This is a genomic window from Streptomyces sp. NPDC093064 (assembly GCF_044754605.1).
Taxonomy (GTDB): Bacteria; Actinomycetota; Actinomycetes; order Streptomycetales; family Streptomycetaceae; genus Streptomyces.
Genome location: NZ_JBIVPK010000042.1, coordinates 33358 through 47143, shown reverse-complemented (window position 1 = coordinate 47143; position 13786 = coordinate 33358). Strand labels below are relative to the sequence as shown.

Genomic DNA, 13786 nt, shown 5'->3' with positions numbered 1-13786 from the left:
TCACGCACGCACCCGATCCACAGGCCCCCGTAACGCCCCGTTCACCTGGCGTCGGTACGTTTGTCAGCGTGGTGCAGCATGAGGGCTTGAGCCCCGTCCAGGAGGACCGCAGGAGCCGGGACGCCGTGGGACACCGTGCGACGACCGTCGAACAAGGCCGTTTCTGCCTGGCCCGCTGCACCTGCGGCTGGCGCGGGCCGGCCCGCCGGGCCCGCAGCCTGGCCCGCACGGACGCGCTGGGACACGAGGGCGGCGCCTGACCGCACCGGCGGGCTCAGCCGGGCCGTAGGGCCGTCGGCAGTTCGTCCGCCAGTTCGCGGTCGCGGAACTGGGTCAGCCGGCTCCGGGCCTCGGCCGGGGACAGCCACAGGACGCGGTCCACCTCCTTGTTGGGGGTGAAGCGTCCCGCGATGGCCTCGGCGGCCCAGTAGCGGACCTGTTTGGGCCGGCCGCCCGCCATATAGGTCACGGTGCTCAGCTCGACGCCGGGAACGGCGACGTAGCCCGTCTCCTCCGCCACCTCGCGCACGGCACCCGCCAGCGGGTCCTCACCGCGCTTGAGCTTGCCCTTGGGGTGGGACCAGTCGTCGTACTTCGGCCGGTGGACCAGGCACAGCTGGAGCGTGCCGTCCAGCGGCGAGCGCCGCCACAACACGCAGCCGGCCGCCAGGACGGGCGTGTCGTTCAGGCCGAGGTCGGTCACCGGTGCTCACCCGTCCTGTCAGCCGGCGCCGACGGCCTGCTTCAGCCACGACTGCTGGAAGGCGAACCTGGCCGCCTCCACCTCGTGCCGCTGGTCCGCGTGCAGCACGCCGAGCGCGTACGCCGTCGCCGGGGCGATGCGCGGGGTGCGGGCCGCCGAGGCCGCGGCGGCCGCCGCCTCCGAGGCGTCGCGGTGCCGGTCGAGGGCCTGGCCGGCCGCCAGCAGCCGCGCGATCACGGGCGAGTCGGCTCCGTCGAGGACCTCGCGGGCGTACCGGTGCAGGCGCAGCAGCAGGCGGACCTGGTGCCAGGGGGCGTCCTGCGGGGACGGGTCCGGGGACAGACCGTGGACCAGGGCCTCCGCGTTGTAGGGGCTGCCGGCGGTGACGAGCGGGAGGGCGGCGACGGCGTCCGTCAGGCGCTCCCGGGCGGCGGCGGCCAGGGGAGTCAGGTCCGCGGTGGCGGCGGCCGGCGTGAGGGGGACGTCGCTGGCGAGCACGGCCACCTTGTCCGCGACGGCGTGGAAGCGCGCGGAGCCCAGCGCCTGGAGGGCGGTCGAGTGCGCCCGGGTCCGGGCCAGGGTGAGCTGGCGCTCCAGCAGGGCGCCCGCTTTCGCCGCGCCCACGGTGAGGTTGCCGCGGTCCACGGCGCGGCCGCCCGGGACCTCCTCGGTGGGCTGGGCCGGGAGGACCGCTGTTCCGGAGAGCCGGTGCAGGGCCAGCAGCAGCCGTTCCAGGCAGGCCTGGCAGGCGTGTTCCCGCGCCAGGGTGCCGGACAGCCAGGCCAGTTCCGGGCACAGCTCCGCCGACCAGGCCTCCTCGAGCAGGGGGCGGAAGGTGTGCACGCTGCCGCTGATGCGGCGGGCCGAGCGGCGCAGGGCGCGCGCGGCGTCGACGGACTCCTCCGTGCCGTGCCCCGAGCCGCCGGTCTCGCGGTGCAGGCGCAGCGCGCGGAGGAACTCCGTGGCCTGAGCCCGCAGATAGCACGCGAGAGCATCGGCGGTGGGGGCACCGCCCTGCTCCAGCGCGGTCGGCAACTCGGGGGAACTCCCGGCCGTGGAGTCCGTCGGGTCAAGGTGTTGCTGTGCCACGCCGGCGCCTCCGGGCGTCTATGAGCATCTCCTGGATGTTGCGCAGGGGCTGGCCGTCCGAGTCGGTCGCGTGCCGGGTCCACTCGCCGTCCGCGCCGAGGTGCCAGGACGAGGTGGTGTCGGACATGCCGGTCTCCAGCAGCCGGTTGAGGGCCGCCCGGTGGGCCGGGTCGGTGACCCGGACCAGGGCCTCGATACGGCGGTCGAGATTGCGGTGCATCATGTCGGCGCTGCCGATCCACACCTCGGGCTCGCCGCCGTTGCCGAAGACGAAGACCCGGGAGTGTTCGAGGAAGCGGCCGAGGATCGAGCGCACGCGGATGTTCTCCGACAGGCCGGGCACGCCGGGGCGCAGGGCGCAGATGCCGCGCACCCACACGTCGACCGGTACGCCGGCCTGGGAGGCGCGGTAGAGCGCGTCGACGACCGCCTCGTCGACCATCGAGTTCACCTTGATGCGGATGGCGGCGGGGCGTCCGGCGCGGTGGTGCTGGATCTCCTTGTTGATCCGGGAGATCAGCCCGTCGCGCAGGGACTTGGGGGCCACCAGCAGCCGGCGGTAGGTCTCGCGGCGGGAGTAGCCGGAGAGGCGGTTGAACAGGTCGGAGAGGTCCGCGCCGACCTGCGGGTCGGCGGTGAGCAGGCCGAGGTCCTCGTAGAGGCGCGCCGTCTTCGGGTGGTAGTTGCCGGTGCCGACGTGGCTGTAGCGCCGCAGGGTGTCGTCGCCTTCCTGGCGCACCACCAGGGACAGCTTGCAGTGGGTCTTCAGGCCGACCAGTCCGTAGACGACGTGGCAGCCGGCCTCCTCCAGCTTGCGCGCCCACTTGATGTTGGCCTGCTCGTCGAAGCGGGCCTTGATCTCGACCAGGACGAGGACCTGCTTGCCCGACTCGGCGGCGTCGATGAGCGCGTCGACTATGGGGGAGTCGCCCGAGGTCGTCCGGTACAGGGTCTGCTTGATCGCGAGCACGTCCGGGTCGGCGGCGGCCTGCTCCAGGAAGGCCTGGACGGAGGTCGAGAAGGAGTCGTAGGGGTGGTGCAGGAGCACGTCCCGGCTGCGCAGTGCCGCGAAGATGTCGGGGGCCGAGGCGGACTCCACCTCCGCCAGTTCCCGGTTGATGCCCGCGACGAACTTCGGGTACTTCAGCTCGGGCCGGTCGAGGCCGTGGATGCGGAAGAGGCCGGTGAGGTCCAGGGGGCCGGGCAGCGGGTACACCTCGGCCTCGCTGATCTTCAGCTCGCGCACCAGCAGGTCGAGCACCTCGCGGTCGATGGACTCCTCGACCTCCAGGCGTACTGGCGGCCCGAAGCGGCGCCGCATGAGCTCCTTCTCCAGGGCCTGGAGCAGGTTCTCGGCGTCGTCCTCCTCGACCTCCAGGTCCTCGTTGCGGGTGAGCCGGAAGGCGTGGTGTTCCAGGATCTCCATACCCGGGAACAGCTCCTCCAGATGGGCGGCGATGACGTCCTCGAGGGGGACGTAGCGGCCCGGGGAGCTCTCCAGGAAACGGGACAGCAGCGGCGGCACCTTGACACGGGCGAAGTGGCGGTGGCCGCTGACTGGGTTGCGTACGACGACGGCCAGGTTCAGGGACAGGCCGGAGATGTACGGGAAGGGGTGCGCGGGGTCGACCGCCAGCGGGGTCAGCACGGGGAAGATGCGGTGCCGGAAGAGCGTGAACAGGCGGGCCTGTTCCTTCTCCGTGAGCTCGCCCCAGCGGACCAGATGGATGCCTTCCTCCGCGAGCGCGGGGGCGACGTCCTCGTGGTAGCAGGCGGCGTGCCGGGCCATGAGCTCGCGCGAGCGGGCCCAGATCATCTCCAGCACCTCGCGCGGCTGCAGCCCGGAGGCGGACTGGGTGGCGACGCCGGTGGCGATACGGCGTTTCAGGCCGGCGACCCGGACCATGAAGAACTCGTCCAGGTTGCTGGCGAAGATCGCGAGGAAGTTCGCGCGCTCCAGCAGGGGTGTGTTGGGGTCCTCGGCGAGTTCGAGGACGCGCTCGTTGAAGGCGAGCCAGCTGCGCTCCCGGTCAAGGAAACGGCCCTGCGGCAGCTGCTCCCCCTCTGCCGGTGCCTCCACGTACCCGTCGAGGTCGGCGTCGATGTCCGGTTCCAGGTCGGAGACCGTGGCCGCCACGGTGTGCGGGCGGTGCGCGGCGATGGAGCCCACGGAGGGCTGCGGGTTCTGCGCGGTGGCGGGGCCCGCGGGGCCTCCCACGAGGGTGGTGGGAGCCGGCGGGGTCTGCGCTGCCTGGGTGTCTGGCTGGCTCATGAACCTATTCTTCCGCGCGTGCGGCGGGACAGGCGCGTCGAAAGGCACGCGCGGGAGCGCGGTGGCGGTCTCCACGCGGGGAGGCTCGGGCTCTGGCGCGGCGGGCTTCACCGCCTGAGCTTCGCAAGACCGTCTGAACCAACGGTTACGGACACATGACGTGCGGGACACTGTGGAGCGGCCCACCGGGAACGATGTAAGCCGGGGGACGCTGGAAACCGGCTCGGGGACGGCGGGCAACTGCGAGCAGGCGCACGGGTGGTGCGCCGGGCGCGCGGTTCCTCGGCGGCGGGCGCACGGGTGTGCGTGGCGCGCCATGGGGGAGGTGGGTGGCGGGGCACGGGCCGGGGAGGACGGATCCGGCGGGTGGCCCGTCACTGGATGCCTGGGTGGCGGGCGCGCGGGTGGTGGTCGGTCCGCGGGTGGTTCGGGCCCGTGGTCGGCGGTGGCGTCCACGCGGGACCTGAGCGTACGGCGGTCCGCCTCCCCGCCGGGAGTACGGACCCGGCGGGCGCGAGGGTGGCGGGCGCGCGGTCGCTCGAGGGCAGGCACGTGGGCAGGAGGGTGCCGGCCGGGAGGACGGGCAGGGTGGGTGACGGCGCGCGGTCGCTTGGTGGGGGGCACGTGGGCGACGGGCCGCCTCGGCGCCAGGACGACGGGCGTGGTGCGCTGTGGGCCAGCAGGTGGTGGTGGCCCACCGGCCGGTGGATGCGGGCGCGTCAGCGGTCGGCGGTCGGTCCGTGAACGGTGGGTGACAGCGTGTGCCGGGCCGCCCGCAGATCGGGAGGACTCACCCGGCGGATGTGGCGGCGCGCGGGTGGCGGTCGGCCGGTCCGTGGGTGGCGGCGCGCGGTTGCTCGTCGGCGGAGGGCCGCCCGCGGGCCAGGGGAGGGCATGGTGGGTGGCGGGCCCGTGCGTGGCGGGCCGGCCGCGGGGCCCGGGGCGGTCAGGTCTCCGTGCGGTACATGAGGTCGGTTTCGTATGTGGTGAAGCCGAGGCGTTCGTAGACGGAGACCGCCGCCTTGTTGTCGGCGTCGACGTACAGCATCGCCGTCGGGAGGCCCTGCGCGGCCAGGTGGCGCAGGCCGATCAGGGTGAGGGCCTTGCCGAGGCCGCCGCCCTGGGCGCCGGGACGGACGCCGAGGACGTACACCTCGCCGAGGTGTTCCTCCCGGTGCACCTTGGTCCAGTGGAAGCCGACCAGCCGGCCCTCGCGCTCGGCGAGGAAGAACCCCTGCGGGTCGAACCACGGCTGGGCCTCGCGGTCGTCGAGGTCGCGCTGGGTGAGGGAGCCCTGCTCGGGGTGGTGGGCGAACGCCTCCGCGTTCACGGCGAGCCAGGCGGCGTCGTCCCGACCGGGCACGAAGGTCCGTACCGTCACGCCCTCCGGCAGCGCCGGCTCGGGCAGGTCGAGGTCCGTCAACGGCCGCCGCATCTGCCGCAGTTCGCGGAACAGGGTGAGCCCGAGGAGCTGAGCCAGATGCCGCGCGGCGGACTGCCCCCCGTGCGCCCACACCCGCAGTCGCTTGCCGGACGTGGCCAGCAGCGCGGCCCCGAGCGCCCGCCCGTGCCCGTACCCGCGGTGCTCCGGATGGACGACCAGCTCGGCGGCGGGCGCCTCCACCGGATCGGTGTCCTCCAACTGCGCGTAGCCGACGAGTTCGCCGTCGACGGCCAGCAGCAGATGGGACACCCCCTGGCGGGCCCCGCCCCGCAACTGGAGCCGGCCCTGCTCGGACACCGCCTGCCGTCCGTCGACGCGGGCGGCCGCCTCCAGCAGCCCGAGCACGGCTTCGGCCCGGTCCGGGGTGAGCTCGGCGAGGGTCTCCAGGGAGCGGGCGGTCGGTGCGGTGTCGTCGCTGGTCATGGATATGAGGGTACGGGGTTCCCCCGCGGGGCGGCCGGGCCTTCCCGCACCGGGCCTCAGACGACGCCAGGCGTCTCCGGCGGCGGAACGGGCGCCCCCGGCAGCCGTACCGTCGCCACCGTGCCGCCGGCCTCGGCCGGTGTCAGGGTGACCTCGCCGCCCGCCCGTTGGACGGTGCGGGCGACGATGGACAGGCCGAGTCCCGAGCCGGGCAGGGCACGGGCGCTCGGGGAGCGCCAGAAGCGGTCGAAGACGTGGGGGAGTTCGTCGGCGGGGATGCCGGGTCCGTGGTCGCGGACGGTGAGGACGCCCTGGTCCAGGACGACATCGATCGTGCCGTCCTTGGGGCTGAACTTCACCGCGTTGTCGAGGATGTTGACGATCGCCCGCTCCAGCGCGGACGGCTCCGCCCGTACGTACCAGGGGTCCAGGGCCGCCTTTATGGTCAGCTCCGGGCCGCGCAGCCGGGCGCGGCGCAGCGCCGCCTCCACGGTGTCCTGGAAGGCGATCACCTGGACCCGTTCGCCCCGCTGCCCGTCCGAGCGCGACAGCTCCTGCAAGTCGCCGATCAGCGAGGCCAGTTCGGTCATCTGCGCCTTGACCGAGGCGAGCAGTGCCTTGCGGTCGGCCTCGGGGAGCGGGCGGCCCGTCTCCTCGCTGCGGGTGAGGAGTTCGATGTTCGTACGCAGTGAGGTCAGCGGGGTGCGCAGTTCGTGGCCGGCGTCCGCGATCAGCTGCTGCTGAAGGTCCCGGGAGCTGGCCAGGGCCGAGGTCATGGAGTTGAAGGAGTGGGACAGGCGGGCGATCTCGTCCTCGCTGTCGTCCTCCACGGGGATGCGGATCGTGAGGTCCTCGGTGCGCGCCACGTGCTCCACCGCCTCCGTGAGCTTGTCCACGGGGCGCAGCCCGGCGCGGGCGACGGCGAGGCCGGCGGCTCCGGCGCCGAAGACTCCCACGCCGGAGACGAAGAGGAGCAGCAGGGCCAGGTCGCTGAGGGTGTTCTCGGTGTCCTTCAGGGAGAGGCCGAGCATGAAGGCGATGCCCGGGTACGCCTCGGAGTTGGGGCCGGGGCCCGTGGGGACGGCGACGGTCATCACGCGGATGTTGTTGCCCTGGGTGTCGGTGGTGGTGTGGAAGGTGCGCTCGCGCACATCGGGGTTGGCGGCCACCCCCTTGTCCAGGGCCGTGACCTTGATGACGCCGGGGGACCGGGTGTCCACGCAGAACTTGCCCTGGGCCGTCACCAACTGCACGTAGAGGTACGAGCGCTGCATGTCGCCCGGCGAGTCGTCCGTCGTCTGCGTGCAGTTGGCGGCCATCGCCGAAGCCGTGGTGGCGGTCACCCTGCCGTAGCTCGCGAGCCGGCCGTCGACCTCGTCGTACAGCTTCCCCTGGACGATGAACCAGCAGGTGAGGGAGACCGCCGCCACCGCGAACGCCACCGCCGCCGCCACCAGCAGCGCCAGCCGGGAGCGGATCGGCAGCGCACGGAAACGGCGCAGCACCCTCTTCACTCCGCGCCACCCTGCCGCAGTACGTAACCCACCCCGCGCACCGTGTGCACGAGGCGGGGCTCGCCGTCGGCCTCGGTCTTGCGTCGCAGGTACATGACGTAGACGTCGAGGGAGTTCGAGGAGGGTTCGAAGTCGAAGCCCCAGACCGCCTTGAGGATCTGCTCCCGGGTGAGCACCTGGCGCGGATGGGCCATGAACATCTCCAGCAGGGTGAACTCCGTCCGGGTCAGTTCCACCTGCCGGCCGCCGCGTGTGACCTCGCGGGTGGCGAGGTCCATGCGCAGGTCGGCGAAGGTGAGGGCCTCGTCCTCCTGGGCCGCGCCCGACACGGCCGCGTAGGTGCTGCGGCGCAGCAGTGCCCGGATGCGGGCGAACAGCTCGTCCAGCTCGAAGGGCTTGACCAGGTAGTCGTCCGCCCCGGCGTCCAGGCCGGTGACCCGGTCGCCGACCGTGTCGCGGGCGGTCAGCATCAGGATGGGGGTGGTGTCGCCGGCGCCCCGGATGCGGCGGGCGGCGGTCAGGCCGTCCATCCGCGGCATCTGGATGTCGAGGACGACCAGGTCCGGCTGGTACGAGGCCGCCTTGCCCAGCGCGTCCGCGCCGTCCACGGCGACCTCGGTCTCGTACCCCTCGAAGGCGAGGCTGCGCTGGAGTGCTTCGCGTACCGCCGGCTCGTCGTCGACGATCAGGATGCGCTGGGGATCACGGTCGCCATCGGCGGGACTCATCGGTCGTCGTTCCTCGGGTCGCTGGGGCCGCGGGGACTGGTCGGTCCCGGGCTGGACGCTCTCAGCCTTGCATGTTTCGGTGCGGCGAGGTGCGGCGCGCGGGTCGCGCGCCGCAGCTCAAGCCGCGATCGCGGCGATCCGGCGCAGCGGCACCTTGTGCCGGTGCGGGCGCTCGGCGGAGGTACGCAGGCCCATCAGCTGGGGGACCACGGCGGCCTCGGGCACGCGGTTCGCCGGGCTGTGCGGTTCCTTCGCGGCGGTGCGGGCCGGGGTGAGGCCGGCGGGGACGGTCAGGTCGATGGTGGCCGTCGTCTCGTGCACAACGTGCTGGATCATGTCGTACTCCTTGTCGAACGGTGCCGGATGCTGTCCGGGTGCCTGCCGGTGCCGCGCCTCAGCTCTGGGAGCCGGAGCGCAGGGTGGCCAGGTCGGACTTGACGATGTTGATCGGGATGGCGAAGCCGAGGCCGACGCTGCCGGCGCTGGACGAGTCCGACGCCTGCGTGGCCGAGTACATCGCCGAGTTGATGCCGACGACGTTGCCGCTCGCGTCGATCAGTGCGCCGCCGGAGTTGCCGGGGTTGAGGGACGCGTCGGTCTGTATCGCCTGGTAGGTGGTGGTGGAGGAGCCGGTGTCGCCGTTGAACTGGCGGCCGCCGAACTGGAAGGGCCAGCCGCCGCCGCTCTGCCCCTGGTTCTCGTTGGTGGAGACCGTCACGTTGCGGTGCAGGGCGGAGACGATGCCGCTGGTGACGGTGCCGGTCAGGCCCTCCGGGGAGCCGATCGCGACGACCTGGTCGCCGACCGCCAGTCCGTCGGAGTTGCCGAGGGCCGCCGTCTTGAGGCCGGAGGCGTTGCGCAGCTTGATCAGGGCGAGGTCCTTGGAGCTGTCGGTGCCCACGACCTGCGCGGCGTAGGAGGTGCCGTCGCTGGTGCGCACCTTGATCGAGGAGGCGCCCGCGATGACGTGGTTGTTGGTGACGACCTCGCCGTTGCTGCTGACGATCACGCCGGAGCCGGTGGAGGTGCCGTTGTCGAGGGTGGCGTTGATCTCGACGACGCTCGGGGTGACCGCCTTGGCGATCGCGGCGATGCTGCCGCGTTGGCTGGAGGCCACCACATTGGTTGTGGTGGTGCTGCTGGAGGCGACCGTGTCCGTGCCGGTCAGCTCCTGGAAGGCGAACGCGGTGCCGCCGCCCACCACGGCCGAGGCGATCGCCACCGCGGCGAGCAGGGCGAGCGGTCCCCTGGCGCGCTTGCGCGACCCGGAGGCGTGCGCGGGTCCCGCCGGGACGGCCGGGAAGACGGCGGTGCCACCGTCGTCCGCGCCGCCCTGACCGCCGTGGGCGCCCGGCCCGGCCGCGAACGGCTGCGCGGGGACGTACGGCGGCGGGGGCGGCCACTCCGGATTCACCGGGGCGGAGACCCGCCGCTGGTCCGCCGACTGCACGGAGTCGGCAGCCGGGGCCTGCCCGTCACCCTGGGGGTGTTCGTACTCGCCGCTGCGGCGGATGCTCTCGCTCATGACATTGAGAGTGTCCCGGGATCATGAGAGCTTCCTGAGTCCCCGCTGAGAAGCCCGACAGAACCTCGTATGCCCGATATAAGCAAGCCCCTCGGAGAGGTCTCCCGCGGCGGGGAAGCCAAGGAGCGATGGGGCTAGACGCAGCCGCAGGACGTGCGGACCACGAGGCGCGACGGGAACAGCTTCAACCGCTCCCGGCGCGAGCCGGCGACCCGCAGCCCGTCGTCCAGCACCAGGTCCACGGCCGCCCGGGCCATCGCCGACCGGTCCGAGGCGACCGTCGTCAGCGGCGGGTCCGTCAGCGCCGCCTCCTTGATGTCGTCGAAACCGGCCACGGCCAGCTCGCCGGGGACGTCGATGCGCAGCTCGCGCGCGGCCCGCAGCAGGCCGATCGCCTGGTCGTCGGTGGAGCAGAAGATCGCCGGAGGGCGGTTCGGGCCCGCGAGGATCTCCAGACCGATCCGGTAGGCGTCGTAGCGGTTGTACGGCGCCTCGAACAGGCGCCCCTCCGTCGGGAGGCCGGCCTCCGCCATGGCGCGCCGCCAGCCCTCGACGTGGTCGGACACGGGGTCGCCCACGGCGGGCGTCTCGGCGGTGCCGCCCACACAGGCCACGTAGTCGTAGCCGTGCTCCAGCAGGTGCCGTACGGCGAGCTGGGCGCCGCCGAGGTCGTCGGTGACCACGGCCACGTCGTCGATGGCCTCGGGCCGCTCGTGCAGCAGCACCACCCGGGCGTCCCAGGCATCGATCTCGGCTGCGGCGAGGTCGTTCAGCGCGTGGCTGACCAGGATCAGACCGGAGACGCGCATGCCGAGGAACGCCCGCAGATAGTGGACCTCGCGCTCGGCGACATAGTCGGAGTTGCCGACGAGGACCATCTTCCCGCGCTCGGCGGCGGCCCACTCCACCGCGTGCGCCATCTCCCCGAAAAAGGGCTGGCGGGCGTCCGGGACGATCAGGCCTATGAGGTCGGTGCGCCGCGAGGCCATGGCCTGGGCGACCCGGTCGGGCCGGTACCCCAGCTCCTTGATCGCGGCGAGGACTCGCTCGCGGGTGGCCGGGGCGACCGGCCGGGGTCCGTTGTTGATCACATAGCTGACGACGGCAGTCGATGTCCCCGCCAGCCGCGCCACGTCATCCCGAGTCACCTTGGCCACGGCGCGGAGTCTACGCGGATGGACCCGCTCCAGGGCAGGGCGTACCGGAGCGCGGACGGGTATGCGACACGCCCGTGGGAGCGCGCCTCACCTCTCCGCGCGGGCCCGCCTCGCCGCGGTGTCCTGATTCTCCTCCTTTGGCCGGGCGGCTCCGGCCTTCTTCTCGTCCGCGGCGTCTCCGACGCGGTCGGTCTTCTCGGGAGTAACGAATCGGTAACCGACATTGCGGACCGTCCCGATCAGCGATTCGTGCTCGGGGCCGAACTTGGCCCGCAGCCGCCGTACGTGGACGTCGACGGTCCGGGTGCCGCCGAAGTAGTCGTAGCCCCAGACCTCCTGGAGCAGCTGGGCGCGGGTGAACACGCGGCCCGGGTGCTGCGCGAGGTACTTCAGCAGCTCGAACTCCTTGAAGGTGAGGTCCAGCATCCGGCCCTTGAGCCGGGCGCTGTAGGTCGCCTCGTCCACGGACAGGTCACCGCTGCGGATCTCCATGGGGGAGTCGTCGTTGGCGATCTGCCGGCGGCCCATGGCCAGCCGGAGGCGGGCCTCCACCTCGGCGGGACCCGCGGTGTCCAGGAGTACGTCGTCGATGCCCCAGTCGGCGGTGACGGCCGCGAGGCCGCCCTCGGTCACCACGAGGATCAGCGGGCAGCCGAGACCGGTGGAGCGCAGCAGTCGGCACAGACCGCGTACCTGCGGCAGGTCGCGCCGCCCGTCGACCAGGACGACGTCGGCGCTCGGGGTGTCCACGAGCGCGGGCCCCTCCGCCGGGGCCACGCGCACGTTGTGCAGCAGCAGGCCGAGGGCGGGGAGCACCTCGGCCGATGGTTGGAGGGCGTTGGTCAGCAGCAGCAGGGAACTCATCGCGCGCCTCCCGCAAGCTCTCGGCCGCGCCCGAGCAGGGGGGACCCCCATGCCCGGGCTGTCGTATGTGCGTGCACCGTTCGCTCGTCCATGGCGTCTGGTTCCTCCTCGGTCCCTGCCCACTGCGCGATCAACGGGCCGTACACCTGCGGTTTCCCGCGCCGTATACAACGCTTCCGAAAGCACGAAAGGACCCGGGGGCTGCGCTGCCCGAGTCCTCTTCGCAGCAGAATAGCCGATATGAGGTCGGGATCGGCAGGTCGAGTGGCGCGTTCGACGGACGTTCCGGAGGGCGGGACACCACCGGGCACGGGCGCCGGGGGCGTGGTCAGGACGTTCCTGCGCACGGCGGACGGGGTGGCGCTCGACGCCGTGTACGAGCCGGGCGCGGCCGCGCGGGACGGCTCCGGCGGTGGTCACGGCGACGGCCGCGGCGACCTCGTGTTCGTGATCGCACACGGCTTCACCGGCGACCTGGACCGGCCGCACGTGCGCCGGGTGGCGCGGGTCCTGGCCCGCTACGGCGCCGTGGTCACCTTCTCCTTCCGCGGCCATGGGGCCTCCGGTGGGCGCTCGACCGTCGGCGACCGCGAGGTGCTGGACCTGGCGGCGGCGGTGGCCTGGGCACGCGGGTTCGGGCACGCGCGCGTGGCGACCGTCGGCTTCTCCATGGGCGGCTCGGTGGTGCTGCGGCACGCGGCCCTGCACGGCGGCCCGGAGGACGCCGCACCGGGCGAGGGGCGCGCGGACACGCGTACGGACGCCGTGGTCTCCGTCAGCGCGCCCGCGCGCTGGTACTACCGGGGCACGGCCCCCATGCGCCGGCTGCACTGGCTGGTCACACGCCCCGAGGGCCGGCTGCTCGGCCGCTACGGGCTGCGCACCCGGATCCACCACCGCGACTGGGACCCCGTCCCGCTGCCGCCGTTCCAGGCGGCCTCGCGCATCGCGCCCGTCCCCCTGCTGATCGTGCACGGCGACCGGGACGGCTACTTCCCCCTCGATCACCCCCGGATTCTGGCCGCGGCCGCCGGTGACCACGGGGAACTGTGGCTGGAGCCCGGCATGGGCCACGCCGAGAACGCCGCCGCCGACGAACTCCTGCACCGCATCGCGCGCTGGACCCTCGCACAGGCGGGCTAGCCTGACCCTGTTCATAGACGAGTGATCGAGGGACGGGATGGCAAAGGTCACGGTGCGCTACTGGGCGGCGGCGAAGGCCGCGGCCGGGGTCGCCGAGGAGCCGTACGAGGCGGAGACGCTCGCCGAGGTGCTCGACGCGGTGCGCGGGCGGCACCCCGGTGAGCTGGACCGCGTTCTGCGGCGGTGCTCGTTCCTCATCGACGGTGACCCGGTGGGGACGCGCGCACATGAGACGGTACGGCTGATTGAGGGCGGCACGGTCGAGGTGCTCCCCCCGTTCGCAGGAGGGTGAGCGATGACCGACCAGCCGTATGAGGGGTCTCCCGGGTCTCCCTACGACAACCCCTACAGCGGGTACGACCCGTACGCGGGGCAGTACCCCCAGCAGCCCGCCGTGCAGCAGCCGTCCCCGTCGGCCCAGCCGCAGCAGCCGTATCCGCCGGCCCAGCCGCAGCAGTCCGCCGTGCAGCAGCCGTACCCGTCGGCCCAGCCGCAGCAGTCCGCCGTGCAGCAGCCGTATCCGTCCGCCCAGCCGCAGCAGTCCGCCGACCAGCAGGCCTACCCGCCCGCCCAGCAGCAGGCGTGGCCCGCGCAGCAGCAGGCGTACGGGGACCCGCAGGCCGCCGGCCATGACACGCAGCACTGGCAGGGGCAGACCTGGGACACCCAGACGCACACCCGGCCGCCGGCCGCCGCCGCGGAGACGGCGTACCTGCCTCCGGTGGGGCACCAGGGGCCGGTCGCGGCTCACGGGGTCCAGGGTGGCGGGGGCCACGGCGCGCAGGCGCCTTCCTACGCGCCGCAGCCGCAGCCGCAGGCTCCGGCCTCGGCCGCCGCCGCGGAGACGGCGTACCTGCCTCCGGTGGGGCACCAGGGGCCGGTCGCGGCTCACGGGGTCCAGGGTGGCGGGGGCCACGGCGCGCA

The 13786-nt window shown here is 73.2% G+C and carries 13 protein-coding genes and 1 pseudogene; 4 read left to right on the top strand and 10 right to left on the bottom strand.

Annotated elements, in window-relative coordinates; genetic code table 11:
* Positions 1-68: 68 nt before the first annotated feature.
* Positions 69-260, top strand: a complete 192-nt coding sequence (locus tag ACIQFZ_RS33395; RefSeq protein ID WP_361420477.1) for a hypothetical protein — start codon at positions 69-71, stop codon at positions 258-260.
* Positions 261-274: 14 nt separating this feature from the next.
* Here the strand turns inward: ACIQFZ_RS33395 and ACIQFZ_RS33390 are convergent, their stop codons facing one another.
* The 10 genes from ACIQFZ_RS33390 to ACIQFZ_RS33345 all read right to left on the bottom strand — a co-directional run bounded on the left by ACIQFZ_RS33390 (position 275) and on the right by ACIQFZ_RS33345 (position 11719).
* Complete coding sequence (locus tag ACIQFZ_RS33390; protein ID WP_365428468.1) at positions 275-703, bottom strand: NUDIX hydrolase; 429 nt, start codon at positions 701-703, stop codon at positions 275-277.
* An 18-nt stretch (positions 704-721) separates the two neighbouring features.
* The gene (locus ACIQFZ_RS33385; protein ID WP_365776275.1) at positions 722-1792 is read right to left on the bottom strand and encodes a CHAD domain-containing protein; all 1071 of its coding nucleotides are present in this window, start codon (positions 1790-1792) and stop codon (positions 722-724) included.
* Positions 1773-4064: an RNA degradosome polyphosphate kinase gene (locus tag ACIQFZ_RS33380; RefSeq protein WP_365428462.1), complete on the bottom strand. Its 2292-nt coding sequence runs from the start codon at positions 4062-4064 to the stop codon at positions 1773-1775. The genes ACIQFZ_RS33385 and ACIQFZ_RS33380 overlap by 20 nt, the downstream gene beginning before the upstream one ends.
* Positions 4065-5010: 946 nt before the next feature.
* Entirely contained in the window at positions 5011-5931 is a 921-nt protein-coding gene (gene mshD / locus ACIQFZ_RS33375) for a mycothiol synthase (RefSeq protein ID WP_402692977.1), read from the bottom strand.
* A gap of 56 nt (positions 5932-5987) precedes the next feature.
* The gene (locus ACIQFZ_RS33370) at positions 5988-7445 is read right to left on the bottom strand and encodes a HAMP domain-containing sensor histidine kinase (RefSeq protein ID WP_365428456.1); all 1458 of its coding nucleotides are present in this window, start codon (positions 7443-7445) and stop codon (positions 5988-5990) included.
* Positions 7442-8173 (bottom strand): response regulator transcription factor, encoded by a 732-nt coding sequence (locus ACIQFZ_RS33365; RefSeq protein WP_365776273.1) that lies wholly within the window; start codon positions 8171-8173, stop codon positions 7442-7444. Before ACIQFZ_RS33365 ends, ACIQFZ_RS33370 begins: the two co-directional genes overlap by 4 nt.
* A 117-nt stretch (positions 8174-8290) precedes the next feature.
* On the bottom strand, positions 8291-8509 hold the full coding sequence (locus ACIQFZ_RS33360) for a hypothetical protein (RefSeq protein ID WP_402692976.1): 219 nt from the start codon (positions 8507-8509) through the stop codon (positions 8291-8293).
* A gap of 58 nt (positions 8510-8567) precedes the next feature.
* Entirely contained in the window at positions 8568-9698 is a 1131-nt protein-coding gene (locus ACIQFZ_RS33355; protein WP_365434349.1) for a trypsin-like peptidase domain-containing protein, read from the bottom strand.
* Positions 9699-9832: 134 nt separating this feature from the next.
* On the bottom strand, positions 9833-10855 hold the full coding sequence (locus ACIQFZ_RS33350) for a LacI family DNA-binding transcriptional regulator (protein WP_402692975.1): 1023 nt from the start codon (positions 10853-10855) through the stop codon (positions 9833-9835).
* A gap of 87 nt (positions 10856-10942) precedes the next feature.
* Positions 10943-11719: a winged-helix domain-containing protein gene (locus tag ACIQFZ_RS33345; RefSeq protein ID WP_383059511.1), complete on the bottom strand. Its 777-nt coding sequence runs from the start codon at positions 11717-11719 to the stop codon at positions 10943-10945.
* Between the two features lie 240 nt (positions 11720-11959).
* Here ACIQFZ_RS33345 and ACIQFZ_RS33340 point away from each other — a divergent pair, with 240 nt between their 5' ends.
* The 3 genes and pseudogenes from ACIQFZ_RS33340 to ACIQFZ_RS33330 all read left to right on the top strand — a co-directional run.
* The gene (locus tag ACIQFZ_RS33340; RefSeq protein WP_402692974.1) at positions 11960-12862 is read left to right on the top strand and encodes an alpha/beta hydrolase; all 903 of its coding nucleotides are present in this window, start codon (positions 11960-11962) and stop codon (positions 12860-12862) included.
* A gap of 37 nt (positions 12863-12899) precedes the next feature.
* On the top strand, positions 12900-13154 hold the full coding sequence (locus ACIQFZ_RS33335; protein ID WP_365434361.1) for a MoaD/ThiS family protein: 255 nt from the start codon (positions 12900-12902) through the stop codon (positions 13152-13154).
* Between the two features lie 3 nt (positions 13155-13157).
* Positions 13158-13786: pseudogene (locus tag ACIQFZ_RS33330) on the top strand (hypothetical protein); the annotation flags it as partial.

Bases quoted from the DNA above. Each gene is read 5' to 3' on its own strand.
- ACIQFZ_RS33360 (WP_402692976.1), bottom strand. From the start codon at position 8,509: ATGATCCAGCACGTTGTGCACGAGACGACGGCCACCATCGACCTGACC.
- ACIQFZ_RS33355 (WP_365434349.1), bottom strand. From the start codon at position 9,698: ATGAGCGAGAGCATCCGCCGCAGCGGCGAGTACGAACACCCCCAGGGT.
- ACIQFZ_RS33340 (WP_402692974.1), top strand. From the start codon at position 11,960: ATGAGGTCGGGATCGGCAGGTCGAGTGGCGCGTTCGACGGACGTTCCG.
- mshD (WP_402692977.1), bottom strand. From the start codon at position 5,931: ATGACCAGCGACGACACCGCACCGACCGCCCGCTCCCTGGAGACCCTC.
- ACIQFZ_RS33365 (WP_365776273.1), bottom strand. From the start codon at position 8,173: ATGAGTCCCGCCGATGGCGACCGTGATCCCCAGCGCATCCTGATCGTC.
- ACIQFZ_RS33335 (WP_365434361.1), top strand. From the start codon at position 12,900: ATGGCAAAGGTCACGGTGCGCTACTGGGCGGCGGCGAAGGCCGCGGCC.
- ACIQFZ_RS33380 (WP_365428462.1), bottom strand. From the start codon at position 4,064: ATGAGCCAGCCAGACACCCAGGCAGCGCAGACCCCGCCGGCTCCCACC.
- ACIQFZ_RS33345 (WP_383059511.1), bottom strand. From the start codon at position 11,719: ATGAGTTCCCTGCTGCTGCTGACCAACGCCCTCCAACCATCGGCCGAG.